This is a genomic window from Pseudomonas sp. AC242, from assembly GCF_979258655.1.
In genome coordinates, this window is record NZ_OZ409873.1 from 2,696,394 (window position 1) to 2,722,982 (window position 26,589).

General features: G+C 59.3%; 25 protein-coding genes. 5 read left to right on the forward strand and 20 right to left on the reverse strand.

All coding sequences use genetic code 11. The annotated features are described in order from the left end of the window. Positions 1-16: 16 nt before the first annotated feature. Positions 17-691 (reverse strand): DUF3313 domain-containing protein, encoded by a 675-nt coding sequence (locus tag ACZZ0A_RS12050; protein ID WP_038368954.1) that lies wholly within the window; start codon positions 689-691, stop codon positions 17-19. Positions 692-903: 212 nt separating this feature from the next. Between ACZZ0A_RS12050 and ACZZ0A_RS12055 the strand changes: the two genes are divergently transcribed. Beyond that, positions 904-3,264, forward strand: a complete 2,361-nt coding sequence (locus ACZZ0A_RS12055) for a tetratricopeptide repeat protein (RefSeq protein ID WP_463543149.1) — start codon at positions 904-906, stop codon at positions 3,262-3,264. A 345-nt stretch (positions 3,265-3,609) separates the two neighbouring features. Here ACZZ0A_RS12055 and ACZZ0A_RS12060 read toward each other — a convergent pair whose 3' ends face one another. From ACZZ0A_RS12060 to ACZZ0A_RS12070, 3 genes are all read right to left on the reverse strand, one after another. Then, entirely contained in the window at positions 3,610-4,584 is a 975-nt protein-coding gene (locus ACZZ0A_RS12060) for a hypothetical protein (RefSeq protein ID WP_123375399.1), read from the reverse strand. A 220-nt stretch (positions 4,585-4,804) separates the two neighbouring features. Next, positions 4,805-5,284, reverse strand: a complete 480-nt coding sequence (locus tag ACZZ0A_RS12065; protein ID WP_463543150.1) for a DUF934 domain-containing protein — start codon at positions 5,282-5,284, stop codon at positions 4,805-4,807. Beyond that, positions 5,281-6,954 (reverse strand): nitrite/sulfite reductase, encoded by a 1,674-nt coding sequence (locus ACZZ0A_RS12070; protein ID WP_007919004.1) that lies wholly within the window; start codon positions 6,952-6,954, stop codon positions 5,281-5,283. The genes ACZZ0A_RS12065 and ACZZ0A_RS12070 overlap by 4 nt, the downstream gene beginning before the upstream one ends. Positions 6,955-7,295: 341 nt before the next feature. On the opposite strand from ACZZ0A_RS12070, the gene ccoN reads away from it, so the two are divergent. Together ccoN and ACZZ0A_RS12080 are read left to right on the forward strand one after the other, a co-directional pair. Beyond that, positions 7,296-8,723 carry a cytochrome-c oxidase, cbb3-type subunit I gene (gene ccoN / locus ACZZ0A_RS12075; RefSeq protein WP_463543151.1) on the forward strand — a complete coding sequence of 476 codons (1,428 nt, stop codon included), beginning with the start codon at positions 7,296-7,298 and terminating at the stop codon, positions 8,721-8,723. An 18-nt stretch (positions 8,724-8,741) separates the two neighbouring features. Continuing rightward, a complete protein-coding gene (locus ACZZ0A_RS12080) occupies positions 8,742-8,960 on the forward strand; it encodes a hypothetical protein (RefSeq protein ID WP_007918995.1) in 219 nt (72 codons plus the stop codon). Positions 8,961-9,255: 295 nt separating this feature from the next. Here ACZZ0A_RS12080 and ACZZ0A_RS12085 read toward each other — a convergent pair whose 3' ends face one another. Further along, a complete protein-coding gene (locus ACZZ0A_RS12085; protein ID WP_007915498.1) occupies positions 9,256-9,747 on the reverse strand; it encodes a hypothetical protein in 492 nt (163 codons plus the stop codon). Between the two features lie 212 nt (positions 9,748-9,959). Here ACZZ0A_RS12085 and ACZZ0A_RS12090 point away from each other — a divergent pair, with 212 nt between their 5' ends. After that, on the forward strand, positions 9,960-10,652 hold the full coding sequence (locus tag ACZZ0A_RS12090) for an aspartate/glutamate racemase family protein (protein WP_463543152.1): 693 nt from the start codon (positions 9,960-9,962) through the stop codon (positions 10,650-10,652). A gap of 1 nt (position 10,653) precedes the next feature. Here the strand turns inward: ACZZ0A_RS12090 and ACZZ0A_RS12095 are convergent, their stop codons facing one another. Next, entirely contained in the window at positions 10,654-11,172 is a 519-nt protein-coding gene (locus ACZZ0A_RS12095; protein WP_007915494.1) for a GNAT family N-acetyltransferase, read from the reverse strand. A 252-nt stretch (positions 11,173-11,424) separates the two neighbouring features. Between ACZZ0A_RS12095 and ACZZ0A_RS12100 the strand changes: the two genes are divergently transcribed. After that, the gene (locus ACZZ0A_RS12100; RefSeq protein ID WP_007915492.1) at positions 11,425-12,186 is read left to right on the forward strand and encodes a hypothetical protein; all 762 of its coding nucleotides are present in this window, start codon (positions 11,425-11,427) and stop codon (positions 12,184-12,186) included. A gap of 101 nt (positions 12,187-12,287) precedes the next feature. On the opposite strand, the gene ACZZ0A_RS12105 is transcribed toward ACZZ0A_RS12100, so the two are convergent. The 14 genes from ACZZ0A_RS12105 to ACZZ0A_RS12170 all read right to left on the reverse strand — a co-directional run bounded on the left by ACZZ0A_RS12105 (position 12,288) and on the right by ACZZ0A_RS12170 (position 26,516). Then, a complete protein-coding gene (locus ACZZ0A_RS12105) occupies positions 12,288-13,268 on the reverse strand; it encodes a LysR family transcriptional regulator (RefSeq protein ID WP_463543153.1) in 981 nt (326 codons plus the stop codon). Between the two features lie 187 nt (positions 13,269-13,455). Continuing rightward, positions 13,456-14,403: a peptidylprolyl isomerase gene (locus tag ACZZ0A_RS12110; protein ID WP_463543154.1), complete on the reverse strand. Its 948-nt coding sequence runs from the start codon at positions 14,401-14,403 to the stop codon at positions 13,456-13,458. Continuing rightward, the gene (locus ACZZ0A_RS12115; RefSeq protein ID WP_123375406.1) at positions 14,400-14,870 is read right to left on the reverse strand and encodes a YbjN domain-containing protein; all 471 of its coding nucleotides are present in this window, start codon (positions 14,868-14,870) and stop codon (positions 14,400-14,402) included. The genes ACZZ0A_RS12110 and ACZZ0A_RS12115 overlap by 4 nt, the downstream gene beginning before the upstream one ends. Before the next feature lie 17 nt (positions 14,871-14,887). After that, positions 14,888-15,517 (reverse strand): DNA repair protein, encoded by a 630-nt coding sequence (locus ACZZ0A_RS12120; protein ID WP_463543155.1) that lies wholly within the window; start codon positions 15,515-15,517, stop codon positions 14,888-14,890. Between the two features lie 17 nt (positions 15,518-15,534). Further along, positions 15,535-17,232: a putative porin gene (locus tag ACZZ0A_RS12125; protein WP_220558807.1), complete on the reverse strand. Its 1,698-nt coding sequence runs from the start codon at positions 17,230-17,232 to the stop codon at positions 15,535-15,537. Positions 17,233-17,271: 39 nt separating this feature from the next. After that, positions 17,272-17,976, reverse strand: coding sequence for an energy transducer TonB family protein (locus tag ACZZ0A_RS12130; RefSeq protein WP_007915486.1), 705 nt, complete (start codon positions 17,974-17,976; stop codon positions 17,272-17,274). 3 nt (positions 17,977-17,979) lie between these two features. Further along, positions 17,980-18,405 carry an ExbD/TolR family protein gene (locus ACZZ0A_RS12135; RefSeq protein WP_007915482.1) on the reverse strand — a complete coding sequence of 142 codons (426 nt, stop codon included), beginning with the start codon at positions 18,403-18,405 and terminating at the stop codon, positions 17,980-17,982. 11 nt (positions 18,406-18,416) lie between these two features. Then, positions 18,417-20,213 (reverse strand): DUF2341 domain-containing protein, encoded by a 1,797-nt coding sequence (locus ACZZ0A_RS12140; protein ID WP_463543156.1) that lies wholly within the window; start codon positions 20,211-20,213, stop codon positions 18,417-18,419. 14 nt (positions 20,214-20,227) lie between these two features. Then, entirely contained in the window at positions 20,228-21,826 is a 1,599-nt protein-coding gene (locus ACZZ0A_RS12145) for a ShlB/FhaC/HecB family hemolysin secretion/activation protein (RefSeq protein WP_463543157.1), read from the reverse strand. 56 nt (positions 21,827-21,882) lie between these two features. Next, positions 21,883-22,494, reverse strand: a complete 612-nt coding sequence (locus ACZZ0A_RS12150) for a transposase (RefSeq protein WP_463543158.1) — start codon at positions 22,492-22,494, stop codon at positions 21,883-21,885. A 388-nt stretch (positions 22,495-22,882) separates the two neighbouring features. Beyond that, positions 22,883-23,314, reverse strand: a complete 432-nt coding sequence (locus ACZZ0A_RS12155) for a hypothetical protein (RefSeq protein ID WP_447785674.1) — start codon at positions 23,312-23,314, stop codon at positions 22,883-22,885. 157 nt (positions 23,315-23,471) lie between these two features. Then, positions 23,472-24,680 carry a DSD1 family PLP-dependent enzyme gene (locus ACZZ0A_RS12160; RefSeq protein ID WP_463544092.1) on the reverse strand — a complete coding sequence of 403 codons (1,209 nt, stop codon included), beginning with the start codon at positions 24,678-24,680 and terminating at the stop codon, positions 23,472-23,474. Between the two features lie 74 nt (positions 24,681-24,754). Further along, a complete protein-coding gene (locus tag ACZZ0A_RS12165) occupies positions 24,755-26,083 on the reverse strand; it encodes a D-arabinono-1,4-lactone oxidase (RefSeq protein WP_463544093.1) in 1,329 nt (442 codons plus the stop codon). Positions 26,084-26,159: 76 nt separating this feature from the next. Beyond that, entirely contained in the window at positions 26,160-26,516 is a 357-nt protein-coding gene (locus ACZZ0A_RS12170; protein WP_463543159.1) for a c-type cytochrome, read from the reverse strand. Between the last annotated feature and the right edge of the window lie 73 nt (positions 26,517-26,589).

The window sequence follows — 26,589 nt, forward strand, 5'->3', positions numbered from 1 at the left end:
ATCCGGCCGGGCACACTTATTTGGCAGCCTTAAGCTTAAGATACGACTGACGCATGTCCGAAGCCCAGCCATCGATCACCGGTTTGACGTCATTCGCCGTCATCGCCTGCGAGTCATTTTCCAACGGTTTGCCGGTGCCTTTGCGCACCACTTGCGCGACGACCTTGTTATTCGCACCATCGAGGAACACCGCTTCGGTGGCCAGGGTAGTTTCCTGATCGCGAATACCGCTGGCGGTGCTGACCGCAGCGGCGACCAGAGCAATCGGAATCACCTCATAGGCGTGCAGGCCTTCAGTCTTGCTGCTCACGGCGGTGATCGCCGCACGCACCACAATCACGCCCGGGCCTGGGCCGGTGGCCAACGGCAGGTCTTTGCCGATCTCACGCTTGAGCGCCTGATCGTAGTAGGAAGTGATGCCATTGAGGGTCTGCTGGGAGATCTTCGCGGTCGGTTGCGGTTTCGGGTACAGCTGGGTCGGCTCGATATACACACTGGTGAATTTCTTGATGTCGACCTTCGGATCGATCCAGCGCATGACCTCGGCACCGGACGGCGATTTGGCCTCCTTGAGCTGGCTGTAGTCTTTGAGGAAGCCGGAGTACTCTTTCGGGTCGACGGTTTTGCTGGAACAACCCACCACTGCGAGAGTGGCAAAACACAGAGTGCCCATCATCACTGCTAGCTTCATGCTGTAACTCCTGTCAGAAGGCCGAAAACTTTGCCTGGGGGAGTTACAGGTATAGCTAAAACCTCAGTAATTGCGATTGCAAAGCACAAAATTCACACAAACCTGCGCGACGGATCACAAGGGTCATTTGACAGACGCCGATGATCCGGCAAAGCTGCATCGAGCTTGAACGCACGCCAGACGGCAAATGCACCTGGACTACGGAAGTCGCAATGCCCAAGCATAAAAATAAAACAGCACAACCTGACCCTGATTCGACGCAACCTTCCATTTCAAAATACCTGTTCCCGATCACCATCGCTGTACTGCTCGCCGCCGTCGCGGGCATCGGCTGGTTTCTGTTCAGCCCTGCTCCGGCGCCGTTGAAACCCGCGCCGATCAGCGCCCCCGTCGCCCCGGCTGCCAAGCCACAACCAGTTGTGGCGAGCAAACCGGCGACGATGGTCGATGAACAACAATGCCAGGGCTGCCACAGCGAACAGGTCAAGGACTGGCAAGGTTCACATCACCAATTGGCGATGCAGCCGGCGAACGCTGAGACGATGCTCGGCGACTTCAACAACGTCACCTTCAAAGGCGAAAACGAGACCACGCGTTTCTCGCGCAAGGGCGATGAATTCTGGGTCAATACGCCCGGCATCGACGGCAAGAACGCCGACTTCAAAGTCGCCTACACCTTCGGCATCGCGCCGCTGCAGCAATACCTGATCGAAGTCGGCGAAGGTCGTTTGCAGGCGCTCGGCGTGGCCTGGGATACCGAGAAACATCGCTGGTTTCATCTCTATGCCGGCCAAGGCGTCAACTTCAAGAATCCGCTGCATTGGAGCAAGCCGAGCCAGAATGCCAACTTCATGTGCGTCGAGTGCCACACCACCGGCTTCAAGCGCAATTTTGATGCGGCCAGCAACACCTTCAACAGTCAGTGGAACAGCCTCGGTGTCGGTTGCCAGGCTTGCCACGGCCCGGCCTCGAATCACCTGGAGTGGACGCAGAAAAAAACCGACCTGATTCATCAGGGGTTTGACGTCGACCTCAAGGACAAGAACGCCACCGTCGAGATCGAAACCTGCGCCCGCTGCCATGCACGTCGAGCGCCGTTGGGCGATGGCTACACCGTCGGCAAGCGGCTGATGGACGACTACCTGCCGAGCACCCTCACCCGCGAACTGTATGCGCTGGACGGCAAGATCAAGGATGAGGTGTTCGAACATGGCTCGTTCCTGCAAAGCAAAATGTTCGACAAGGGTGTGCGTTGCAGCAACTGCCACAACCCGCACAGCAACGAGCTGAAGGCACCGGGCAACGCGGTGTGCCTGCAATGCCATAACACCGCTGGCAAGACTTCAATCGAAGGTGTCGACGGCAAAGGCCTGCAAGCGAAGAACTACGATTCCATCGAGCATACGCGCCACACCATGGGCCAGCCCGGTTCGCAGTGCGTCGATTGTCACATGCCCGGCAAGTTCTACATGGGCAATGACTTCAGGCATGACCACAGCTTCAGCATTCCCAACCCGGAACGGGCGCAGAAGCTCGGCACCCCGGACGCCTGCCTGACCTGCCATCAAGGCAAGGCTGGCGACAAGGTCACCGCGCAGTTCAAGTTATGGAGCGCCTCTACCGCGCCGCTGGCACCGCGTTATGACGAAAGCCTGTGGTTGATCCGCAACGGCCAGCCGGGCGCCGCGGATGCGCTATATGAGCAGTTGCAGCGCAGCAATTTGCCAGCGATTCAACGGGCGACGTTGCTCGCTGAATTGCCGCTGTACCCGAGCGAACAGGCACTGAAACTGGCCACCCAGGACTTGAAGAATCCGGCGCCGCAAGTACGTGAAAGCGCTGCGCGAGCGATCAGTGCATTCCTGCCGCCACCGGAGCGTGCGCCATTGTTGTCGCCGCTACTGGGTGATCCAGTGAAAGCCGTGCGCATTGTGGCTGCGCGGGATCTGTTGAGTGTTGCGCGCAACAATGGTCTTGGCGCGGCGCAAGCCAATTGGGAGGCTGCGATTGCCGAGTACGAAGCAGTGCAGAAAAGCCTGCTGGAACGTGCCGAGGCCAATCTGAATCTGGCGATGCTGTATCAGGCCAATGGCCGTGGTTCGCAAGTCGAAGGTCTGCTGCGCTCGGCACTCAAGCGCGACCCGGATTTCTATCCGGCGTTGGTGACGCTGGTGCAATGGCTGGAGGCCAATGGCCGTGGCCAGGAGGCGCAGACGCTGTTGGATGACAGCCTCAAGCAGCATCCGGACGCCGCACTGTTGCAGCACACCCGTGGCTTGTCGCTGATCCGCGCCGGCAAGACCACCGAAGCCATGTCACCGCTGAAAAAAGCTGCGCAACTGGAGCCGCAGAACGCGCAGTACGGTTATGTGCTGGCGGTGGCGCTGCATGAAAGCGGCAAGGTCGATGAGGCGTGCGCGGTGCTGGAAGGTTTGCTCAAGGTACAACCGGCGAACCGCAACGCACGGTTGTCGCTGATTCAGTGGTATCTCGACAGCGGGCAAGAGCCGAAGGCGCAGGTGCTGTTGCAGGGGTGGAAGAGGATGAATATGGGGGATCCGGCGCTTAAGTGATTGGCTGGAGATTGGCTTCCCTCACCCTAACCCTCTCCCAGAGGTAGAGGGGACCGATTGGGGGATATTCAAGAGATACACCGACGTGACCGATTCGCTTTGAATCCATAATCGACTCGGTCTGTCACGTCGGTATCGCTCGCCAGACAACTCGGTCAGTCCCCTCTCCCTCTGGGAAAGGGGACCGATTGGGGGAGATTCAAGAGATGCACCGACGTGACCGATTCGCTTTGAATCCATAATCGACTCGGTCTTTCACGTCGGTGCAGGACGACAGACACCTCGGTCAGTCCCCTCTCCCTCTGGGAGAGGGTTAGGGTGAGGGGCTTTTCAGGGTTCACGCCATTACCAGGACGAAGTCTCACCACTGCGCAAAGCCATCTCCCGCCGGCTATTGATGTGCATCGCCTTGATCAACGACACCGTGCCCACCAACAAAATCGCCGCGCCCAACAGGAAATCAATGTTGTACAGCTGAAAATCCTGTACCGGCCCGATCAGCAACACCCGCACGATCGCCGCGCCCAACAGCGTGGCAAGGAAGTCGATCCCCGGCTCGTTACGGTAGAACACCAGCAGCAACGGCAGGCACAACACCAACAGCAGCAACAACACGACAACCTTGAACGAACCTTTGCGCTCGACGCTGAACGCACACTCATGCGGGCCGTAAGCCTTGTAATCGTCGTCGCGGATCATCGAGTTGTTCTCGTTGATGTAGTCTACGCGGTTGTATTTCTGAATCGGTGTGAAGGTATTGGACATCTCCATCAGCGTGGTGATGTTCTTGAAGCGCAGGTCGATGCGTTCGCTGCCCTTGAGGTAATAAAGCACCGGTTTGTAGCCGTAGCGATAAGTGTCGAAAGGGAATTCGGTGACCTGACCCTGTACGCCGATCGGGCGCGGTTCGAGTTCGGCGTAGGCGCTCTTGTTGGTGGCCGACAGGTTGCGGCTCAGCGGCTGCACCTTGACCTGTTCAAGGAAGATCGGCGTGACACCATAGGACCACTGCAACGGTTCCAGACGCAGACGCAGTTCGTTGCGGCTGAGGTCGTAACGGTTGAAGGTGCGTTCCGAAACCACCAGGGAGCCACTGAGCATGAACTCGCCGCGCAGGTTGTTGGTGACGCGCAAGGTCAGTTGGTCCTTGCCCAGCAACGCCGCTTCCGTGGACGGTGGCGTGCCGCACCACGCGGTGCTTTCGCCGACGCCGCCGAGCTGGCCGCTGCGGTTTTCCTTGAATACGTAAAAGTAACTGGCCCACAGCGTCACCATCAAAAGCAACGCTGTGAGGCCGAGGATTTTTTTGCCCGGACTCACTGATCAGACTCCCTTCTTCGGTTCCATCGTCCAGCCGAAAACCCGCTGGCGACGGCGACTCTACCAAAAGGCCAGCATCGACCCAAGGGAAAATGCCCAACGAGTGAGGGTTGTAGGGGTTTCCCCGGTGGCAGAAGCAAGATCAAAAGATCGCAGCCTTCGGCAGCTCCTACAGTGACCTCATGTAGGAGCTGCCGAAGGCTGCGATCTTTTTTAACCGTCAACGCCGACGAAAGAGCGGACGCGGTTCGATGACTGAGCGCCCATACAACACGCTCATGCCAACCAATCCTTTCAGCGCATCCTCAGCCGATTTGTCCTGACGCACCGCAAAACTGTCAAAACCACACTGGCGCATATGGCTGAGCTGATCACGCAACACGTCGCCAATCGCGCGCAACTCCCCTGCCCAGCCGAAACGACTGCGCAGCAGATACGCCTGGCTGTAAGCACGGCCATCGCGAAAACTCGGAAAGTCCAGCGCGATCAGCGGCAACGAACCCAGCCACGGCACCAGGCTTTCGACTTCATCGTCCGGGCCGAGCCACACCGCGTGAGTCGACGGCGACTCCAGCCAGTGTGCCAGCGGCAACATCAGCAAACCTGCCGGCCTTGGCGTCGATGGCTCACGCACCAGCGTCCATGGGTCATCCGTGACTATTCGCGCCACGCCCTGCTCCAGCCGCAACAGATTGTTCATACCGCGGCCTCCAGCGTTTTCGGATAGACCCGCTCCTTGAACGGCTCCAGGCCAATCCTTGCCACGGTGTCGACAAACAATTCCTCGTGCTCGCGATAGCGCACAAAGGTGCCAATGATCCGCTCGATCACCTGCGGCACTTCAGCGGCGCTGAACGACGGGCCGATGACTTTGCCCAATGCGCTGTTTTTGCCTTGCGCGCCGCCGAGGGTGATCTGATACCACTCGCTGCCGTTCTTATCGACGCCGAGGATGCCGATATTGCCGATGTGGTGATGGCCGCAGGCGTTCATGCAGCCGGAGATGTTCAAGCTGATATCGCCCAAATCGTGCAGGTAATCGAGGTTGTCGAAGCGTGCTTGAATCGCCTGGGCAATCGGGATCGATTTGGCGTTGGCCAAGGCACAGAAATCGCCGCCGGGGCAGGCAATAATGTCGGTCAGCAGGCCGACGTTGGCGCTGCCCAGATCGTGTTTGCACGCCAGTTGCCAAAGCGCATAGAGATCGGTTTTCGGTACATCGGGCAGGACGATGTTCTGCTCGTGGGCAATACGAATCTCGCCGAAACCGAAACGCTGCGACCAGTCAGCGACTGCGAGCATCTGCACGCCGGTGACATCCCCCGGCGGCGAGGCCATGCCCGGTTTGGTCGACAGCACCACGCTGGTGTAACCCGGCACTTTGTGCGGCTGCACATTGCGCGCGACCCAACGAGCGAACGCCGGGCTTTCGGCCAGGCGCGTGCCGAAGTCCAGATCGGTGTCGGCCAAGGTGTGATAAACCGGCGGCACGAAGGCGCTGGCGACCCGTTGGTATTCGGCCTCGGTCAGTTGCGCCGGGCCGTCCTTGAGGTGTTGCCATTCCTCTTCGACTTCCTTGGCGAACGCCTCGATGCCCAGCGCCTTGACCAGAATCTTGATCCGCGCCTTGTACTTGTTGTCGCGCCGGCCGTGGCGGTTGTACACCCGCAGCACAGCTTCGACGTAGGACAGCAAATGCTGCCACGGCAAGCCTTCGCGGATCTGCAAACCGAGAATCGGTGTGCGACCCAGGCCACCGCCGACGATCACTCGCAGGAGCATCTGCCCGTCGCGACCGGGGTAAAGGTACAGACCGATGTCGTGCATCATGATTGCGGCGCGATCCTGTTTGGCCGAGCAGATGGCGATCTTGAATTTGCGCGGCAGAAACAGGAATTCCGGGTTGATCGTCGACCACTGCCGCAGGATCTCGGCCAGCGGGCGCGGGTCGATCAATTCGTCAGCCGCGACCCCGGCGAAGGCCTCGGTGGTGATGTTGCGCACGCAGTTGCCGGACGTCTGGATCGCATGCATGTTGACCTGCGCCAGACGCTCGAGAATGTCCGGCACCTCGGCGAGTTCGATCCAGTTGAACTGCATGTTCTGCCGCGTGGTGAAGTGACCGTAACCACGATCGTAATCGCTGGCGATGCTGGCCAGCGTGCGCATCTGCTCGGCGCTCAACGTGCCGTAGGGAATCGCCACGCGCAGCATGTAGGCGTGCTTCTGCAGGTACAGGCCGTTTTGCAGGCGCAGCGGCAGGAACTCCTCTTCACTCAATTCCCCGGCCATGAAGCGCTCGACCTGATCGCGAAACTGCGCAACACGCTCGAACACCAGCGCCCGGTCGTAATCATCGTATTGATACATGCCACTGCCACCTCATCAGTTATTCCTGTGGGAGCGAGCCTGCTCGCGAATGCGGTGTGTCAGGCAACTGCATTGTTGGCTGACACACCGCATTCGCGAGCAGGCTCGCTCCCACAGTTTTCTTCAGAGCACTATGACGAAGCAGCGCAGCGCGTTACAGATTCACCTGAAGTCATAAAAACCATATCAGGGCGCGGCAGAACGCCGCAGTAAGCCCTTCAATCTGATCCGCACAAATCAAAGATTCCTGAGCCTGTTTTGTTTCTGGCGGGGTTTCTACAGTGCAGCTCATGCCAGACCGGGTGGCCTGGCAAGACTTTGCAACCGTGGATGAACTGACCATGAGCACAGCAACAATCGGACAGGCTTATAACTACAAGGTCGTCCGCCAATTCGTCATTGCCACAATTTTCTGGGGCGTGGTGGGCATGGCGATGGGGGTTTTGATCGCCTCGCAACTGGTGTGGCCAGAGATGAATCTGGATCTGCCGTGGACCACCTTCGGCCGTCTAAGACCGCTGCACACCAGCCTGGTGATTTTCGGTTTCGCCGGCAGCGCGCAATTTGCCGCCAGTTACTACGCAGTGCAACGTACCTGCCAGGTGCGGCTGTATTCGGACACCCTTGCCGCGTTCACTTTCTGGGGCTGGCAATCGGTGATTGTGATCATGCTGATCACCCTGCCAATGGGCTACACCACCACCAAGGAATACGCCGAGATCGAATTCTCCGGCGCGGTGTGGATGGCCGTGGTCTGGGTCGCCTACGCCATCGTTTTCTTCACCACCGTGGTACAGCGCAAGACCAAACACATCTACGTCGGTAACTGGTTTTTCGGCGCGTTCATCCTGGTGATCGCCATGCTCCATGTGGTCAATCACCTGTCGATTCCGGTGGACTGGTTCAAGTCCTATCCGGTGTACTCCGGCGCCACCGACGCCATGGTGCAGTGGTGGTACGGGCACAACGCGGTGGGCTTCTTCCTGACCACCGGGTTCCTCGGGATGATGTATTACTTTGTGCCGAAACAGGTCAATCGGCCGGTGTATTCGTATCGTTTGTCGATCGTGCATTTCTGGGCGCTGATCACCCTGTACATCTGGGCCGGCCCGCACCATCTGCACTACACAGCGCTGCCGGACTGGGCGCAGTCGCTGGGCATGGCCATGTCGCTGATCCTGCTCGCGCCGAGCTGGGGCGGGATGATCAACGGCATGATGACCTTGTCCGGCGCCTGGCATAAGTTGCGCACCGACCCGATCCTGCGCTTTCTCGTGCTGTCGCTGGCGTTCTACGGCATGTCGACATTTGAGGGGCCAATGATGGCGATCAAAACCGTCAACGCCCTCTCCCACTACACCGACTGGACCATCGGCCACGTGCACGCCGGCGCCTTGGGCTGGGTGGCGATGATCACCTTCGGCGCGACCTATCACATGGTGCCGAAAGTGTTTGGCCGCGAGCAGATGTACAGCACGCCGCTGATCAACCTGCACTTCTGGCTGGCGACCATCGGCACGGTGTTGTACATCGCCTCGATGTGGGTCAACGGCATCACTCAGGGCTTGATGTGGCGGGCGATCAACGAGGACGGCACGCTGACCTATTCGTTCGTCGAGGCGCTGCAGGCCAGTCATCCGGGGTTCATCGTGCGTTTCGCCGGTGGGGTGTTCTTCCTCACCGGGATGTTGCTGATGGCTTACAACGTGTGGCGCACGGTGCGGGTTGCCGACGTTACACTGGCGCGCAGTGAAGCGCAGATCGCCTGAGGCAGGGAGCCGCTCGTGATGGAGATTTTCTTTGATGCGTTGGGCGTGGTGTTTCTGTGGCTGGCGGTGGAGTACTGCTTGCGGCGGGAGACAGCGGACAGTCTGGATGAGGCGAGCATGGTGCCGTTTGCCGATGATCCGGAGGTGGCTCGGCGGGTTGAGCTGGCTACCGGAAAAACCGTGAAAGCGGTGGCGCCGGAGGTGGCTAAACCGGGGTGGGTCAATCTCGATATGTGAGGGTGTCAGGTGGGCTGCCCTCACCCTAGCCCTCTCCCAGAGGGAGAGGGAACTGACCGCGTTGTTTGTTCGGGTTACGCCGACCTGAAATATCAAGTTGAACTCAGGTTCTGAACAGCACTCGGTCTGCCCCCTTTCCCCCCAGAGGGCGCGGGAACTGACCGAGCTGATTATTCGGGTTACACCGACCTGAAATATCCAAGGTGAATGCAATCTCAAAACCAATGAAGATCGGCTCCCTTTCCCCCTCGCCCCCCTGGGGGAGAGGGCTGGGGTGAGGGGGTAGCTCTTGATCTTAACCGCGATCGCGAGGAATCAGACTCTGCAACTGCTGGGCAAGGAAATTGGCGTCGAAGGCAAACGTATCCGGATCCTTCAAACCATTGGTCTTGCGCCATTGCCACGTGCCGTCCGGCAATCCGACCAGCGAAATGCTGCCATACCGCGCCGCCGTCAGCCCCATCACCGCGAGCGAGATCTGACCCGCGCTGCCCATTACATCCGGCACGAACTCCACCGGTTTGCCGGCAATCACAATGCTCAGCTTCTCCGTCTTGAAAGTGGACGTCTCTACCGGGTTACTCGGCCCGAACGCGACATAGGCCTCGCGACTCACCTCCAGTAGATTCGGCGCCTGCACCGGCTCCAGCCATTGCTGAATTTCGCTGAACAGCGCAGTAATCCGTGTAGCCCAAGCAGCCGATTGCGTCTCGAACAGTTGCTTCTTGTGCGCTTCGCTCTCGGCGTAATGACGAAGCATCTCGCCCAGTTGTTGTACGTCGTCCATAGCGGTGTTCCTCGGAAAGGAGCTGCAAAGGTCGATAGTGGCAGATACCAGCCCCGGCGTACGTTTAACCTGCACCAGGCCCGATGAAGCACCATGACACTTGCGTGAAAGATCAGCGGTACAGTCACTTGCTGCTGGCATCGAAGCATGAAGAAAAGGAAACTCGGCGCAGACCTGAACGCTCGACACTGTCATTTGCCTGAGGACATCCAATGCGCACCATCGGCCTGATCGGCGGCATGAGCTGGGAATCCAGCGCCGAATACTATCGACTCATCAATCAGCAAGTCCGGGATCGTCTCGGCCCGTTGCGCTCGGCGCAATTGCTGATGCACAGCGTCGATTTCGGCCCTGTCGAACAGGCCCAGCACGCCGGGCGCTGGGACGATGCGGCAGCGATTCTGGTCGATGCTGCGCGCAGGCTCGAAGCCGGCGGCGCCGAATGCGTGGTGCTGTGTACCAACACCATGCACAAGGTTGCCGAGCAGATTCAGGCGGCGATCAGCATTCCGTTTTTGCACATTGCCGAACCGGCCGCACAGGCGGCTCTGGACATCGATGCGCGCACGGTCGGATTGCTCGGTACGGCATTTACCATGGAGCAGGATTTTCTCAAGCAACGTTTGATTGCTCAGGGTTTGACGGTATTGGTGCCGGTCGAAGCCGAGCGCAAGGACGTGCACCGGATCATCTACGACGAACTCTGCGTCGGCGTGATCAGCGATCAGTCTCGGCAAATCTATCAACGAGTGATCGAATCCCTCTCCGCGCGTGGCGCGCAGGCAATCATCCTCGGTTGCACGGAAATCGGCCTGTTGATCAAACCCGAACACAGCGCCCTGCCCCTGCTCGACACCACCGAACTGCATGCACAGTCGGCGGTGGCGTTCGCGCTGGGCGACTGAGTCAGGTTTTCGGGCGATTGCGCAGGCGGGCCATGCTCAGGGTGTCGACCCATTGCCCGTCGCGCACCGCGTAATCGCGAAACAGGCCTTCGGTCTCGAACCCGAATTTGCGGTAGAGCGCGATGGCGGCCTCGTTGTCGGCGTAAACCGAGAGTTCGACGCGGTGCAGATTCATCCAGTTGTCGGCGACGTCCAGCGCCGCCGCCAACAGCTTCGACCCCACGCCTTTGCCCTGCCACGCCACAGCGACTGCCATACCGACACTGCCGGCATGGCTGCGACGAATCCGCGAATAGTTTTCCAGCCCCAGATGGCCAATGACCTGGCCCTGATGCAGCGCGACCAGCTTCAACACCCGTTCATTTTCCGCCAGCAACCGTTGGCGCCAGACGTCGATTGACTGAAACGGCATCTGCAACACCTGCCGGGTGACGGCCCGCTCGTTGTAAAGCGCCGTGACAGCCTCGAGGTGCGACTCGCTGAAGCGTTCAATATGAATGGCGGCGTTGTGATCGGGCATGGCGGATCCTTCCTGGATCGATGTGTGGCCGACCACTCTAAACTGCCAGTTGTCTGTCTGGCGAGAGTAAATACGGTAGGAGCGAGCCTGCTCGCGAAAGCGATCTTTCATTCACCGTTTGCGTTATTTGACACAAACCTGCAACTCAGCCGCCCGTCGGATTTTAGCTCGCACCTGTCAGATCTGACAGGTGCGCGATTCTTCAGCTTGCGCTTTGATGGCTCCTTCCACACTTAATGCAGGAGTTTCAACATGAAGAAGTACTCGACCCATGTTTTACCAACGCTAACGTCAATCAAAGGCTTGGGCAGCGGTATCGAGATTCTCAATGAAGGAATTACGGTAGAAACTTCATTTAAGATAAGCGGCACAGCCGCCCCAGGTCAGAACATTGAGGTGTTCGACGGAGAGGTGTCCAAAGGCGAGGCTACCTCAGATACATCAACCGGCGAATGGCGTTTATCGATAGGAGGCCTGACCCCGTCCACGTACAGCTTTACCGCCAAAACTCCGGAGGGTTTGTCGAGTTCTCCCGCAAGAACATTTACCCTACTCCAGCAATTTTTTATCGAAGAATTCGTAGATTACCCTGAAGGGCCTTTCACGACTCTCGAAACCTACTACATGACAATCACTTCAGCAGCGGAGCCAAAAAGTTATCTAAAAATCATCAATAGCGCCGGTGAGCATTACCTGTATTTTGTGCGCCGAGTGGAAGGATCTTTACTCGTGACAATGGACATAAAAGTGCCTTGTTCAAGCATTGAATTTAAGTACAAGGTGTATTCGGGCGGCACTCCTGACGGCGTATTTACTGCTACCTTTTACGACGACAAAGCAACCCTACTGGAGACTAAAAAAATCAGTGCAGTGGACCATACTGAATATGAGGTGGTGGCCGTTGAGCAACCCGGTATTAAAAGAGTGGAGTTCAGTCTTGATGGAGCCTCTGCCGAGACCGGCAACCTATTGACTGTCAGCGTAGACAACATCAAATTTACTGCCCAATCATAGCGTGAATAATGTCATCCAGTAACATGAGTCTGCCCGAAAGCGAACTGTGACAGATGTCAGGCCGCTTTCGCGAGCAGGCTCGCTCCCACAATAGATGTGAATCAGGACTGAAACCATTCGTGGCGCTCGGAGAAAGTGTGATGAATGAGGTCGGTGAGGGTTTGCACTTCGGCCACATTCTGTGACTCGGCGTTGACCGCCAGCCATGCCTGCAATCGCATGGGCTCTTCGAACAACCCCGGCAGTGCGATCAGGCCCCGGTCAAAGCGGCTCATATACGCCGGCAACAAACCAATGCACGCGCTGCAACGAATCATCTCCAACATCAATTCATAGGACTGCATCTGCACCACCCCGGCCAGACGCTGTTCGACCAGTTCATTCCATGGGCGAAAGCTGTCGATCTGGCGGTCGTGTTGCCATTGCACCAGCATGAAGTCGGCTAGGTCGTCGGGTGTGTCCGGGCGGGCGGTGACGCGGGAGTAGCGTTTGGCGATGTGTGGCAGGTAGTCGAGGCGTGCCAGCGCTTGCGGTTCGCTGGTGGCGAAGGTCGGGCCCGGGTGTGGGGTTTCGCCGTGGGAGAGCCAGAGGACGACGTCGGCGCTGACGGCGCGCAGCGACAATTCGCTGTCCAGCGCGATGATTTCCAAGCGTACGCTGGCGTTGCGGCGCAGCAGTGCGATCAGGTCGCGGCCGAGGATGTCGTGGAGGATCGATTCGGCGACGGCGAGGCGGATCAGTGGCTGTTCGATCACCGGCAGTTTGCGTTCGTTGGCCAGCGCTATCAGTTTGGCCTGCAGTTGCTGGCCTTCACGGGTGAGGCTCAGTGCGCTGCCCTGGAAGCTGAACAGCGTGTGTTGCAGTTCTTGTTCGAGTTGTGCCAGTTGTTTGCGCAGCAAGGTCGAGCGCACGTTGAGGCTGCGCGCGGCTTGCATGAAGCAACCGCAGCGGGCGCTGACCAGGAAGTATTGGGCGACGTCGGCGTCAATCGTCGCGGCGTGCGAAAGCCAAGGTTCGCTTTTGTTGTGTGGCCAATGGTAATCGGAGTTGCCCTGTCGTCCTGCGGGTTCGGTGAATGACATCGATGACTCCCTGTCGATCTTTGTATTTTGGTGGCTTTCAGCACTTTTAAACTATTTCTGAACCCAGTGGAGATCCTGTGGGAGCTGGCTTGCCAGCGATGAGGCCGGCAGATCCAACATCATGGGTGACTGGTAAGCCGCCATCGCTGGCAAGCCAGCTCCCACAGGTCACTCAGTGAAGGTGAAATCAGTTTTTTTCCTCTAGGACTTTGTTGAGCTCGGCACCGTCGATGCTGAGCGTCGCGGTATTGAGCATGCCGTCGAGGTACGCTTGGGCGATTTGCTCCTGCCGCTGCGCACGCAAGGCCTGGGTCAATTGATCGCGCAGTTCGTCGAGGGTCGCCAGCCGCGCCGGTTGTTGCTCGGTGAGCTTGATCACATGGAACCCGGCGGCACTTTGGACGGGATCAGAGATGGCGCCAACCTTGAGCCGCGCCACGGCGCCTCGCACTTCCGGCACCAATTGCTGCAACGGTTGCAGGCCACTATCGCCGCCGCGTTCAGCGGTGACGCGATCCTGCGAATATTGAGTCGCCAGTGCGGCAAATTCCGCCGGTGCTGCCTGAGCTTTCTTGCTCACTTCAAGCGCCTGCTTGCGCACCGCTTCAAGATTATGCGGATCATTGACGCCGAGAAAAATCTGACTGACCCGATACAACGCCGGCGTCTGCCAATTGGTTTTGCCGGCGTCATAAGCCTGCTGCAATTCGGCCGCACTCGGATAATCCGCCGGCACCTGGCTGACCGAACGCAAGTAATCACGGAACACAGTCTGCTCAGTCGCCGCACGAGTCTGCCGCGCAACCTCCGGACGCTGCGCCCAACCCTGCGCATCAGCCTGTTCCAGCACCGCTTTCTCGGCCAGCCGCGTGCGAATCCAGCGTTCCAGTGCCTCACGATTGCCGCGCAGTTGCTCGCGGGTTTCCGCTGGCACCGTCGCCAGCAACGTTTGAAGTTCCGCAGGGGTTACCTGCTGATTACCCAACCGCGCCACCGCCGGCCCCGTTGCAACCGCCGCCAGCGGCGACGATTGCTGGGCGGCGACCGGGTCACTGCCCGGCCGCACCACCAGCGCCACGGTCACCACCAATAGCGCCACTGCCGCAGCGCTGATCACCATGGCAGGCTTTTTCACAGCGCGACTTCCTCTTGCTCAGCGACGGCGACTTTGGCGGTCTGCGCGCTGCCGTTCTGGGTGAAGTCACGCAGATAAACAATAAACTCTTGCAGCAGGCGATCCCACAATTCCAGGTTGCCGCGCAGGTGCTCGTTGCTCACGCCCGCCGCCACCACCACGTCCATTTCCATCACCAAAAACTCGCCCTGCAACGACAACCGCGCAAACCGGCGGCTGGCGTTCCACTGCTCGGCCACACCCTGTGGCAACTCACCCTGCACGCGCAGCGCACAGCTGAACGTGAAGTCGACGTAACTGCCCTGCTCCACCGCAGGGTTGCCGAAACGCACGGCGTAGCCAATGCCCTGACTGGCGCTGAGCAACTGGACGATGCCGTTCTGTTCAGTCTGGTTGACGCGATAACCGGCGGCTTGCAGGACGTCGGTCAGGGATTGTGGGGAAACATGGCTGATCAATTGAGTCATTACTTCTTCCTTGTTTATCAGTGCGAGAGCGCGGCTTGCGGCGCGTCGAATTGAGTCTTGTAGAGCTCGTCACCGAACCCCTGCGCCAGTTCATCGAACTTGACCCGGGCGCTGCCCGCGAAGGGCTGGCGGATCTTCATCACCTCGGCCACGTCGATGTTTTCGTAGGCAGTGAGGATCTGTTTGGCGACACCGTACATCTGCTGATTCTTGACTGAACATTGCTGCACTTGTGTGTCACGTTCAGCCAATTGCGCTTGAAGCTTAGACCGTTCTGCCTCTTTGGCACGGGCCATGACCAGCAACTCGTCATAGGCCTTTTTGAACTTGCCGGTCTGCTCGGCGCTGGCCGCCACTTGTGCTTGCGCCTGGCTGTGCAGGCTCTGTTGCTGCCCGGCGAGTTGCTCGGCGACGCCTTTGGCCTTGGCCAGCTCAGCGCTCAATTGCTTGATTTGCGCCTGCGCAGCCTTGGCTTCGTTTTGCGCCACCAGTTGCGCGGCGCTGGCCTGGGCCTGCTGACTTTGCAGGGCCTGCAACTGTTGCGTGGTGCTGCGCAATTGCGTGCGCAGGCGTTCTTCCATGCCTTCGGCATGCGCTCCAGTGGCGATCAAAAGCCCGAGCCCGAGCCACACAAATCGCGTTTTCATAACCCTCTCCCGGCGCCTTAGAAGCGCGTGTTGATCTCAAGCTGCAAGACGTCGATGTCGAACGGCGCGCCGTACACCGCTTCGGTGCTCATCCAGCGACCGGTCGCGTATACGTTCTTCGCCAGACCGTAGTTGCCGCCGATGAAATAGCCCTTGGCGTTGGTGCCGCCAAGGTGGAATGACGAGTCGTTGAAGCCGTCCGGCAAGGCATCCGGCTGGATATACTTGTAGCCGGCGAACATGTTCCAATCGCCCTGCTTTTTCAGGTCCAGCGCGCTGCCGAGGGTGAACTGCACCATCCACGCATTGGCGCCGCTTTCGATGTCGCCGTTGCTGTCGAGGTTGTTGACGATCTGCCCGGCCGAGCGCTTGCGCATGTCGCCCTCGTCGTACGCGAGGTTGTGGATGTAGTTGCCCTGGCTGCGCAGCTTGAAGTCTTCTGGCAGGTCGGCATCCCAGACCATGTTCAGATCAAGCAGATTGAATTCGGAGGCGAGACCAACGAATTGCGGCTGCGGCGTGGTGGTCGGGTTGAGCGGGTTCGGCGTGATGTCGCGCAGCAGGAACACGCTGTTGCCCTTCTGCATGAACGCCGCGCGGCTGCCGTCGCTGTCACAGCCCGGCGCGCCGGCCCACGGTTCGCAAGGGCTGGAACGCTGGCCTTGAATGTCGTCGAAGCGGTAGTAGGCCAGTGCACCTTTCAAACGGTTGTTGCTGTTGATTGCCCATTTGGCGCCAATCTGCGCGCCGTACAACCACTTGTTGTCGCTCTCTTCCTTGTCGAAACCGTTGCTGCTGGCGGTGTCGTTGGTGTAGTCCACCGGGAACGCACCGACGGTGCCGAACACGCCCCAATCGCGATTGAGCTTGTGGTCGAAAATCGCCGCGACGCCGTCGAAGTTCAGGTCGTTGGAATAAAGCATGTCGGTGGACATGAACGGGTTGGCGAAGCGCCCGCCGGTCAGGGTCAATTCATCCGTAGGCTTCCAGTTCAGGTAGCCCTGATCGAGCCAGATGTCCTTTTTGGCGAAACCGCCGCCGAGGTTTTGCGTGGTCGATACCGGGTTGTTGTCCGAGCCGGTGCCGATACGAATGCCGGCGGTCCATTGCGGCGAAATCTCTGCTTTCATGCCCAGCCGTGCACGGATGCGGAACTGGTTGGTGCGATCTTCGCGGGTGTTGAGCAGCGGCGGCAGATTGGTGCTGCTGTTCGGATTCACGTCGTACGGGCCGTTGTTGTTGAGCTTGGCGAAGTCGACGATCTCGTTGCTGTTGCTGTCCGAGTAGTAGCGCGATTCGTTGCGCAAGCGAATGTCGCCGTCGAAACTGATGCGCGCAGCCCATTCCGGGAAGCTGTTGGGCGCGGCCCAGTTTTCCTGTTTGGCGGTGGCCATGACTTCGGCTTTGACCTGATCGCGAATCTGGTCACGCACCGCTGCCGGCACATATTGCACACGGACGTCGCCCGGCGCCGCCACTGGCCCGGCGGCTACGGCGGTGGATGCCGCAGCTTGTTTGGCCTGGGCCGCTTCGTTCTGCGCCTGAGCGATCAGCGCGTCGGCCTTGTCCTGCTTCAGAATGCCCTGCTCGACCAGCAAGCGGATCAGATTGATCGTGGCGTTCTCCGAGGGCGCAGGCGCTGCCACGGCCTGACCGACCAGGGTCGCAATGACCATGCCGACCGCCAGGGACAATCGATTCACGTTGGAAATCATCTGCACACAACTCCTTTTGCCAAAGCGTAAATAAATGAATTAACCCGGACGCCGCCCTTGCAGGGACAGGCGCACAGGCAAAGTGATGGAGGCCGGTGGCCGTTCGCTGAGGGCCGGAGCACCGCGCAACGCGGCCAGCACTTGCGTATCAATCTCGGGGTTACCGCTCGACTTGATCAGCTCGACGCGGGTGATCTCGCCGACGCTGCTCAGCCAGACATCGGCCTGCAACGAAAACGCGAGGTTGCGCAGCTCAGGGTTCTCACGCAGCAAACGCTGGAAGGTGAACGCCAGAAACTGGCTGTACGTGCCCGTGCCCAGACGCCCGCCACCAGTGCCAGCCATGCCGCCACCCTTGCCCGCGCCGATGTTGAAAGCGTCGTTGCCGGACTGCGCATCGCCGTCCATTTGCATCGGGTTGGCCAGATCGTCCGCCGGGGATGGCGGTGCTTCTTCCTCGGGCTTGACCTCTTCCGGCTCCGGCGTTGGCTCAGGCTCGACGACTTTTTCTTCCACCGGGGTTTCCGGTTCCGGCGGTTTTTCCGGCGGCGGAGGTGGCGGTGGTGGCAGCGGAATGATCGTCGGCACCTTCGGCGCTTCGCGGCGAATGCCGCTCATGTCATTGGCCCACTGCCACAGAAACCATGCGGCGAGCGCACCGATGAGCAATCCGGCGCCCCACTTCGCGTAACGCAGCGCTGGCTTTTTCACCGGCAGCGGCTCGATCGGGAGTTGTGCGGTCATGACTCAGCCCTGACTCGGTTTGCCGGTCACAAGACCGACTTGGGACAGTTCGAGCCGGCGCAACAGATCCAGCACTTCAATGACTTTTTGGTATTGCACCGTCGCGTCGCCGCGCACGATCACCGGGAAATCCGGACTCTGTGCCTTTTCGATGCGCAGGCGTTCTTCCAGCTCGGCCAACGTCACCGGATAGGCATCGAGGAACACCTGGCCGCCGTCGTTGACCGAAATCGCTTTGGTCTTGGCCTCGGACAGCGACACGGAGGCGCTGGCCTTGGGCAGGTTGATCTGGATCCCGGAGACCTGCGCGGTGGCGGTGAGGATGAACATCACCAGCACCACCATCAGCACGTCGACCAGCGGGGTGATGTTGATGCTGTCTACCGCGGCATCTTCGTCATCGTCGTGGGAGGCATTTACAGACGCCATGTCAGTGCTCCTCAGGCCGGTACGGAGTGGTTGGCGTGATGGCCGCGATGCGCCGACTCATTGAACTGACTCTCGCCGTGCATCTCCGCCAGCCGCGTGATGAACTCGTCGACAAACACACGCATGTCGGCGCTGACTTCCTTGTTTCGGGTGATCAGGCGGTTGTAGCCAAACAGCGCCGGGATCGCGACGAACAGGCCCATCGCGGTGGCGAGCAATGCGGCAGCCATGCCCGGTGCGATGGCGTTGATGTTGACGTCACCGGCCATCGCCGTGCCGAGGAACACCACCATGATCCCCAGCACCGTGCCGAGCAGGCCGATGTACGGGCCGCCGGCGATGGCGTTGGACAGGGTCGAGAGCTTCGAGCTGAGCTGCTGATTTTCGCGGGTACGCACGCCGTCCATCGAGCAACGGATCGCTTCGATGGTCGCAGCCGAAACCGAGGAGGTATCGGCGCCCTGTTCGCGGCGAGTGCGGATCTCTTTGACCGCCACCAGGTACAGGCGCCACAGCGATGAATGCTGCAAGCGCTGGGCGAGTTGCGCGTCGTCGGCGAACATTTCCAGACGCGTACCGACTTTGGCGAACTGCACACGGAAGTCTTCGTTGGCGGCAGTGACGCGGCTGAGGCTGCGGTTCTTGCGCAGCATGATGATCCACGACTGGAACATCATCAGCACCAGCACGGCGATGATCACCCAAGCGTCGATCGGCACCGCGTTGAGCAGGAAGCCGAGACTGCCGAAACCGAACCCGGATTGCTCTTCATCGACGCCGTAAGCCACCAGTTTCGACTCGGCACCTTGCGAGGTAGCGTCGGCCAGCAACAGCGCTGCCGGACGTGAAACCTTCGACAGGCGCAATTCATCGATAGCGCCCACAAACGGCTGGAACGGACCTTCGTGCACGTCAGCACCGATGGCCATGACCGAGTTGAAGGCCGGCACCGCTTGAGCGAGCGTGGCCGCTTCGCGACCGTTGATGAACAGGGTCACTTTCGAGCCTTCAGCGGTCAGCGCAACGTGCTGCCATTGGCCCGGATTCAGCGCTTGTGTGGCGACGGCACGTTGGCCATCGATCTCAACGAATGGCACACCTTGATTGGCACCGACCAGCAGACTGTTGGCGCCTTCACGGCGAGCGAGAATCAGTTGCTCGCCACTGGCCTGATCCAGACGCAGCCAGGCACTGAAAGTGAACGCACTGCCGGTGTTGTGTTGCAACGAAGGACTGGCCGGCAGCAACAACGGCTGGCCACTAAACTGCAAGGCGCGCCCAACCACGCCGTCAATCGCCGCGCCGGTCGCGCTTTGTGCGGTGTTGCCGTAGGCGGTGGTGTCTTTCGGCGGGGTGCCGGTGGCGCCGTCGAAGTGATACAGCGCGGTGTAATTCGGATCAAACGTCAGTTGGCCGTTGCCGGTCGCCGGCGCCTTCTGATTGCCGTAATACATCCAGATGTCCTGGCGCTGACCGCCCTCGACATTCGGCACATCGACCCAGATCAGCGCCATGCCCATCAGCGCATCGAAGCTTTCGATCTGGTGGTTGAGCACGGTCTTGTCATCGGCGGCGACGAAGCGCAGGTCCGAGCCGTCCTCTTTCACGCCGTCGAAGGTGAAATTGCCAGTGTGCAGGCGCACCAGCAGCGCGGTGCGGCCGAGGGCCTGATTGATCGCCGCGCCTTGTGGCGTGGTGTCGACAGCGATCTGTTTGCGGTAATGCCAGTCGTCCTGCCACCAGGCCTGAGCCGTGGCCGGGAGCACGAAGCCCAGGCAGATCAACAACGAAAGAAAGAGGCGCTGCATGAACGTGCTCCTTGTCAGAAAGTGGCTTGAAGGTTGAAGTGCAGGCGCGATTCCTGTTTCGAGGTGTTCGGCCCTTCGAGTAGCGGATAGCCCCAGTCGAGGCTGCCGGACAGCCATTTGCTCAGGCTGGCGCGGGTGCCGAGGCCGACGCTGGCCAGGGCGTAATTGGCGTCTTGGTCCGGCAGTTCGTCGCGCAGATAAAGCTGTGCGCCTTCGGCGAAGGCATAGAAACGCCAGTCCTGCATCCACGTGCCGGCGTACTTGGCCAGCGATGGCGTGCGCACTTCCTGGCTGAGCAGCAAGCCGTCATCGCCGGTACGCTCGGCGGCCAGATAGCCACGCACCGAGGTCGCGCCACCGGCAGAGAACTGTTCGTTGGAAACCAGTGGCCCCGAGGCCAACTGGAAAGCGGCTTTGCTTGCGCTCTGCCAGTCGCTGTCGAAGGTCCAGGTGTAGTTGGTGTCGCCCTTGAGCACGGCGAAGCTCGGTTTGGCGCGGTAGCGTTTGTAGTCGAAGTCTTCGTCGGAACTGCCGTAGCCGAAGATGCTGCGAGTGGCCGCGACCAGGCTCAGACCGAGGCCGAGCTGGCTCTTCTCGGTGTAGCGATAGCCGTTGTAAGCGAAGGTAAAGGGTGCGTATTGCAGCGGGACTTTGTCGCTCTCACCGGACAAGGTCAGGCGTTCGTCGAAGTCCTTGAAGTCGATGCCGGCGGACAGCGAATTCGACCAGTTACCGCTGGAGGGCAGCGTGTAAATCGCCGAGACGCCATAGGAGTGGCCCTTGCCGAGCACGTTGCTGCCGCCGATGGTGGCGACGTTGCTGTCGGACTGGTAACCGGAGAACTGCACGCTCCAGCGATCGGTCAGCGGCGCGGTGTAGGAGCCGGACCAGACCTTGGCGTTATCGGTTTCCTGCGGCGCAGTGAAGAACGTCAGGTTGACGCTATGGCCGAGTTGCCAGAGGTTGTTGTAGCCAAGGCTAGTGACCGTGCGCAGTTTTTCCGTGTCGGCGCTGTAATCGTTGTTGAGGCCGACACTCGCAGTCCACGGGTTTTGATCTTCGACCTGCAAATCGACGTCCATGGTGCCGGGGCGCTGACCTTCGCGCACCAGTGGCATGACTTGCCGCCCCGGGGTTTTGTTGAGCTGCGCGAGTTCGCCCTGAACCTTGGCAAAGTCCGGCACCTCGCCTTCCTTCAGCGCCGGGACGTCGTCGCGGATGTCCAGCGGCGAATAGTGTTTGGCGCCGACCACACGTACCCGGCCGACCTTGGTTTCGCTGACTTGCAGGTAGACGATGCCATCGGCAACGGCTTGCTCGGGCAGCTCGACGAACACTGATTGATAGCCGCGTTGCTGATAGGCCTTCTGCAATGCGTCGCGCGCACCTTCGATGTCACTGAGAGCTTTTTGCGGACCGAGGAACGGGTACACCGCTTCTTCAATCGCCCGCGCATCGAGCACAGTGTTGCCGCGCACGAAGTACTCGTTGACGTCGACCAGACGCTGCGCCGCTGCGTTGTTGGCGGCCTCTTCGGCCAATGCCGGCTGCGCGCCCGCCGTCACCAGCAGCCAGCCCCACAGCGCCAGCCGTGACTTGAAAATCGGTTCCACACTACCCCCTGAATTCGCGATGACCTGTTGGCGTTTCGAACGCCGCGTGTATGGCGTCAATTGCTGGCTGTCGAGGCGCAGGCGTGTTTGCCCAGCCACGTGTGCAAAAGCGCGAAGTTCAAGGAGAACTCGGGCATTTGCAGCAACGCGCCGCAGAACACTTCGCCGATGATTTTTTGAATGAGCAGCACCGCCCGGGGCTCGTTGAGCAGCGTGGCGATGTCGCGACTGAGGGCGTTGAAGCTCCAGACTTTCTGGTTCAGGCCAAGACCGACGAACCAGCGGAACAACAGGTTGTAATTGAGCTGTTCATACAGTTGCTGCTCGCTGGGCACCGAATACAGCAGTTGCAGGAGCAAGATGTGCATGACCGTGTGCGCGGGAATCAGCATGCCCGGCTCGGCATTGAGGTCGTGCAGGAGCTCGCGGTGGGCGTCGAGCAAGTCGTCGATCTGCGGGCGCAGCAACACCAGCGAATGGCCCGGCGGAATGTAGCTGGAGACCTCTTTCAAGGCGCCCTGCCAGTCATCCTGCGAGACAATCCAGACCCATGGCGCGCCGTAGCGATACACCGAAACCGGCTTCTTGCGCGCGGCTTCGACGATCTTCGACAGGCGTTGATCGAGTTCCTGCATGCCCACTTTCGAGTAGCGTTCCATAGTCCCCATTGCCTCACTCCCGGCGTCCCGCCTCGGCTTGTGAAAAGCGCCCCGTTGGGCCCCTCAAGCGCGTTACATAGGCATGACCGGACTGGCGATGTGCTACCGAACTTTTGTCATAAAAGCTTCATTACAGAATTGGTCGAGAAATCACAGACACAACAAAATACTGTGGGAGCTAGCCTGCTAGCGATGGCGGTGTGTCTGTCGAGTTGATGTCGGCTGACGGGACACCATCGCTAGCAGGCTAGCTCCCACAGGTTTACCGTTTTATTTGTATTTGGCTTAAGTCGGCTCGGGTTGGACTCGAGTCAGGGGCCAGCACCTGTCGAATAGATGACTTAACGAAATATCACGCAGGCGCCACACGGTAATTCAGTCCCCCATTCAAGTATGTCTAGTCGTTCTTCAAGTGAAAGAATCCTTTTACTTTCAGCCTCTCCGGTCCTGGTGGAACCGGAGAGCCTTTCAACTTCATATCCATACTGAACAACCCGGTGGCTTTCCTGGGTGACTCTGTATACGAGACAGCAAATGAACCAGACTCAACAACATATTCGAAATAGTGAGATTCGCTGTAGTCGATGTATTTCACATCCAGCAAATCCTTCGCGTCATATATTAGAAACGACTCTCTTTTGGGAAACGTTAATAGCAATTGTTTTTTTGGCTCCATATTTCCGCCCACACCCTGACGTCCAAAAACGCTGAAACCGTAGGTTGTGTCGTCAAGGGTAACAATATCTGCGCGCATGCTTCCGAGCTGGTCGGTTTCCACCTCAAACAGGCCTGTTGCATTGGCTACTACCACTTCAGTGTCCGTCTTCATTTTTGTCATCCTGATAGGCTATTTGTCTATTGAAAGAGCGGCACAGTCTGAACTTTCAATGCATGCTGCATAGACTGTGTCACTACCATTAGTACAGCCATCGCGGACACGAGATCTACTGTAAGACTTGACAGTAGACAAACTCAAAAATTTGGAGTCAGGCGTAAACCGGCCACACCTCAACGATCCTGCCACCCCGCACCGCCAGTAAATCCCCAAACTGCAACAGCACTGCTTCAGTCTGCGTCGGACGCAGGAAGACTTGATCTTCCACAACCAATCCCACGGCATTCGAGCCATTGACCATTTCCTGATTCGAGCTGCGGCCGTACACCCCGTTACTCTGCAAACCGGCTGGCGATTCGAACTCGGCCATCCAGTTGCCGCCGTAGATGAAGAAAGTCTGGCGCTGATTCTGGTCCCACCACGAAAACAACTTCGACTTGCCATCCAGCGCCGGAATATTCACCGCACCAGTGTTTTTCAATACGGGCGTGGCGATGTAGGTCGCGGGGACGTGTTCGGTGAGCGATGGCAAATCGTAGTGCGTCGGTTTGAGCATCGCCGTGCCCACCGAAACTTCAGTGCTGAGCTTCTCTTTTTCATGAATGCGATAACTCGGGCTGCCAGCGGTGTTCAGGCACAAACCGTCATGCCACAACGCTGGAAAATGCTGCCGGGTGAAATCAACACAACGCTGATAAATCACCATGACCTTGGCGAACAGTTCCTCGGGCGAGCCGAGAATCCCCGGCACGCCCATGCCTACGAACGGGTCGTAACCCATGAACCCGGCGAATTCCAGGTGCTGCGGGTTGGCGCTGATCAGTTTGAGCATCTGCCCCAGCACCTGCTCATCACTGACCCCGCCACGATGCAGACCGACGTCCAGCTCGATGTTGATACGCATCCGCGTGCCCAAACCCTTCGCCAACGCAAGGTATTGCTGCAAACGTTCGGGGCCGTCGAGCAGCCATTGCAGTTGCTTTGCGGGATCGAACGGACCTTTGTGGGTTTGGTAGAACAGCTCTGCCGAACGCACCGGCAATGGCTTGCCGAGCAGGATGTCGGACTGTGGAAATACCTGCGCATCATGATTGAGAAACGGCTGATGGAATGACATCAATTTTTGCGTCCCGGCACGTTGTGCGATGTAGCTCAACAGTCCCGGTGACGGCAGCGACTTCTCCACCAGGCGCAATTGTTTGCCGCCGCGCCTGACCGATTGCATCACCACATCGATGTTGTGATCGAGCCGATCCAGGTCGATCAGCAGCACCGGGCGCATCGGGCCTTTTTCCTTTAACTCTTTGTTCAGTGCGCGGAAATAATCGCTGTACGGCGCGCCGTGGTCTCCCGGCCGCAACCACGCGCCTACGCCCACCAACAATGCGCCAAACCCCAACGTGCCAAGCAGAAAATTGCGTCGATTGACCGCCATCAGCTCACCCCCAATATCGACGCCAGATGCGCATTGAGAAAGCGCCCGCTCGGATCCAGTGCCTGGCGCACGTCGACAAATTCGCGCCAGCGCGGGTATAGCGCTTGCAGGTTCTTCGCGTTGAGCGTGTGCAACTTGCCCCAGTGCGGTCGGCCGTTGTATTTCCAGAAGATCGGTTCAACCGCCGCGAAGAAGTTGTGATGATCCATCTGATAATGCTGGTGGACCGAGATCGAACAACTGTCGCGGCCCTCGAACATGCTCAGCGGAATGTCGTCAGCCTTGACGTAGCGATATTCGATTGGAAACCAGGTGCGCAGATCCTTATCCTGAATCAGCTTGAGGATTTCCCGCAGGCAAGCCGGGCCGTGCTCAGCCGGCACCGAGTATTCCATTTCATTGAACCGCACGGTGCGTACGTTGGCGTAGATGTCGAACGAGTCGCCGACGCGATCATCGAAACTGGCCAGATGACGCAAGTTGTTGAGCAGCGTGCGGCGCAGGTCGGGGAAGTCGCTGCCGTACTTGTCAATCTTCTCGATCAGGGTGACGAACTCGTTACCGCCCTCTTCTTCCGGGCTGATCGGCGGCGTGGCCGGGTCGTCGGTTTCATTGAGGGCGATCGACAAGGCGTAGTCGGAATGGGTAACGACGAGCATTTCCCAGTGCTGGTTTTCACGGGTGTTGTTGTCGATGTCCTCCAGCAGTTCTTCAGTCTTGGCGATCCACTGGCGTTCGCGCAGGCGATAGGCCGGGCGGTTTTGCAGGCGGATTTTTGTTGCCACACCGAGGGCACCAAGGGAGACGCGGGCAGCGTTGAATACTTCGGCATGGCGTTGGCTGTCGCAGTCGAGCACTTCACCGCTGGCCGTCACCAGTTGCATGCCGCAGACATGCGCCGAGTACGACTGGAAGTTTTTGCCGGTGCCGTGGGTTGAGGTGGAAATGGCCCCGGCGAGTGTCTGGTAATCGATGTCAGCCATGTTTTGCAGAGCCTGACCGATGTCTTTCAGCGGCTGGCCCATGCGCGACATCGGTGTGCCGGCGGCGAATTCGGCTTGCAAGGTTTTCGCGTCGTGATCGAGCAGACCGGTGAAGTAGCTCAGCGACAACAGCGTGCCGTCAGTGGGCACCAGCGCGCTGAAGGAATGCGCCGAGCCGACCGGGCGAATCTTGCCTTGTGCCTGCTTGATGACCGTCGTCAGTTCATCGAGATTCTTCGGCGCCAACCGAGCGGCCGGCAGGCAACTTTGCCCGCCCGACCAGTTGCGCCACGGAATCAAACGCGGCGCACGCATCAACTGGCCCAGTGCCGGGTGGCTCGCCAACGCGCTGAACGCGCCGACAATGCTTGCCCGTTGCAACAACTGACGCCGTGTCAGATCCATGGTCATGCCGGGCACCTTATTGAGGGAGGGGCTGGTCGGCCATGAAGCCGATCAATTGCAGGAATTGCTCTTCCGAACACTCGACGCACTGGCCCATCGGCGGCATGCCGTTGTAGCCGTTGATGGCGTGATCGAGCAGCGTGTCAGCGCCCTGCTGGAGGCGCGGCTCCCAGGCTTTGCGATCACCAGTGAGGGGTGCGTTGGCGGCGGGATTGGCGTGGCAGAGCTGGCAGCTGTTGGTATAGATCTGCGCCAGTGCCGGGTCGTTGGGCACGGCGTTGCTGTTGGCGCTGGCTGGGGGTTTGGGGTCGTCGCCGCAGCCAGGCAGCGCCATGGCCAACGCCAGCAGTAGAGTCAGTCGGATTGCCCGCATAACGGCCTCGCTTATTGTTGTGTTCACACAGTAAGGCAGCGGGTGCAACGGGTTGAGGGCATTGCGGGACAGC

What these genes read in the sequence shown, in the direction of transcription:
- ACZZ0A_RS12050 (WP_038368954.1), bottom strand. Translation starts at nt 691, where the DNA reads ATGAAGCTAGCAGTGATGATGGGCACTCTGTGTTTTGCCACTCTCGCA.
- ACZZ0A_RS12055 (WP_463543149.1), top strand. Translation starts at nt 904, where the DNA reads ATGCCCAAGCATAAAAATAAAACAGCACAACCTGACCCTGATTCGACG.
- ACZZ0A_RS12065 (WP_463543150.1), bottom strand. Translation starts at nt 5,284, where the DNA reads ATGAACAATCTGTTGCGGCTGGAGCAGGGCGTGGCGCGAATAGTCACG.
- ACZZ0A_RS12070 (WP_007919004.1), bottom strand. Translation starts at nt 6,954, where the DNA reads ATGTATCAATACGATGATTACGACCGGGCGCTGGTGTTCGAGCGTGTT.
- ccoN (WP_463543151.1), top strand. Translation starts at nt 7,296, where the DNA reads ATGAGCACAGCAACAATCGGACAGGCTTATAACTACAAGGTCGTCCGC.
- ACZZ0A_RS12080 (WP_007918995.1), top strand. Translation starts at nt 8,742, where the DNA reads ATGGAGATTTTCTTTGATGCGTTGGGCGTGGTGTTTCTGTGGCTGGCG.
- ACZZ0A_RS12085 (WP_007915498.1), bottom strand. Translation starts at nt 9,747, where the DNA reads ATGGACGACGTACAACAACTGGGCGAGATGCTTCGTCATTACGCCGAG.
- ACZZ0A_RS12090 (WP_463543152.1), top strand. Translation starts at nt 9,960, where the DNA reads ATGCGCACCATCGGCCTGATCGGCGGCATGAGCTGGGAATCCAGCGCC.
- ACZZ0A_RS12095 (WP_007915494.1), bottom strand. Translation starts at nt 11,172, where the DNA reads ATGCCCGATCACAACGCCGCCATTCATATTGAACGCTTCAGCGAGTCG.
- ACZZ0A_RS12100 (WP_007915492.1), top strand. Translation starts at nt 11,425, where the DNA reads ATGAAGAAGTACTCGACCCATGTTTTACCAACGCTAACGTCAATCAAA.
- ACZZ0A_RS12105 (WP_463543153.1), bottom strand. Translation starts at nt 13,268, where the DNA reads ATGTCATTCACCGAACCCGCAGGACGACAGGGCAACTCCGATTACCAT.
- ACZZ0A_RS12115 (WP_123375406.1), bottom strand. Translation starts at nt 14,870, where the DNA reads ATGACTCAATTGATCAGCCATGTTTCCCCACAATCCCTGACCGACGTC.
- ACZZ0A_RS12120 (WP_463543155.1), bottom strand. Translation starts at nt 15,517, where the DNA reads ATGAAAACGCGATTTGTGTGGCTCGGGCTCGGGCTTTTGATCGCCACT.
- ACZZ0A_RS12125 (WP_220558807.1), bottom strand. Translation starts at nt 17,232, where the DNA reads ATGATTTCCAACGTGAATCGATTGTCCCTGGCGGTCGGCATGGTCATT.
- ACZZ0A_RS12130 (WP_007915486.1), bottom strand. Translation starts at nt 17,976, where the DNA reads ATGACCGCACAACTCCCGATCGAGCCGCTGCCGGTGAAAAAGCCAGCG.
- ACZZ0A_RS12135 (WP_007915482.1), bottom strand. Translation starts at nt 18,405, where the DNA reads ATGGCGTCTGTAAATGCCTCCCACGACGATGACGAAGATGCCGCGGTA.
- ACZZ0A_RS12140 (WP_463543156.1), bottom strand. Translation starts at nt 20,213, where the DNA reads ATGCAGCGCCTCTTTCTTTCGTTGTTGATCTGCCTGGGCTTCGTGCTC.
- ACZZ0A_RS12150 (WP_463543158.1), bottom strand. Translation starts at nt 22,494, where the DNA reads ATGGGGACTATGGAACGCTACTCGAAAGTGGGCATGCAGGAACTCGAT.
- ACZZ0A_RS12155 (WP_447785674.1), bottom strand. Translation starts at nt 23,314, where the DNA reads ATGAAGACGGACACTGAAGTGGTAGTAGCCAATGCAACAGGCCTGTTT.
- ACZZ0A_RS12170 (WP_463543159.1), bottom strand. Translation starts at nt 26,516, where the DNA reads ATGCGGGCAATCCGACTGACTCTACTGCTGGCGTTGGCCATGGCGCTG.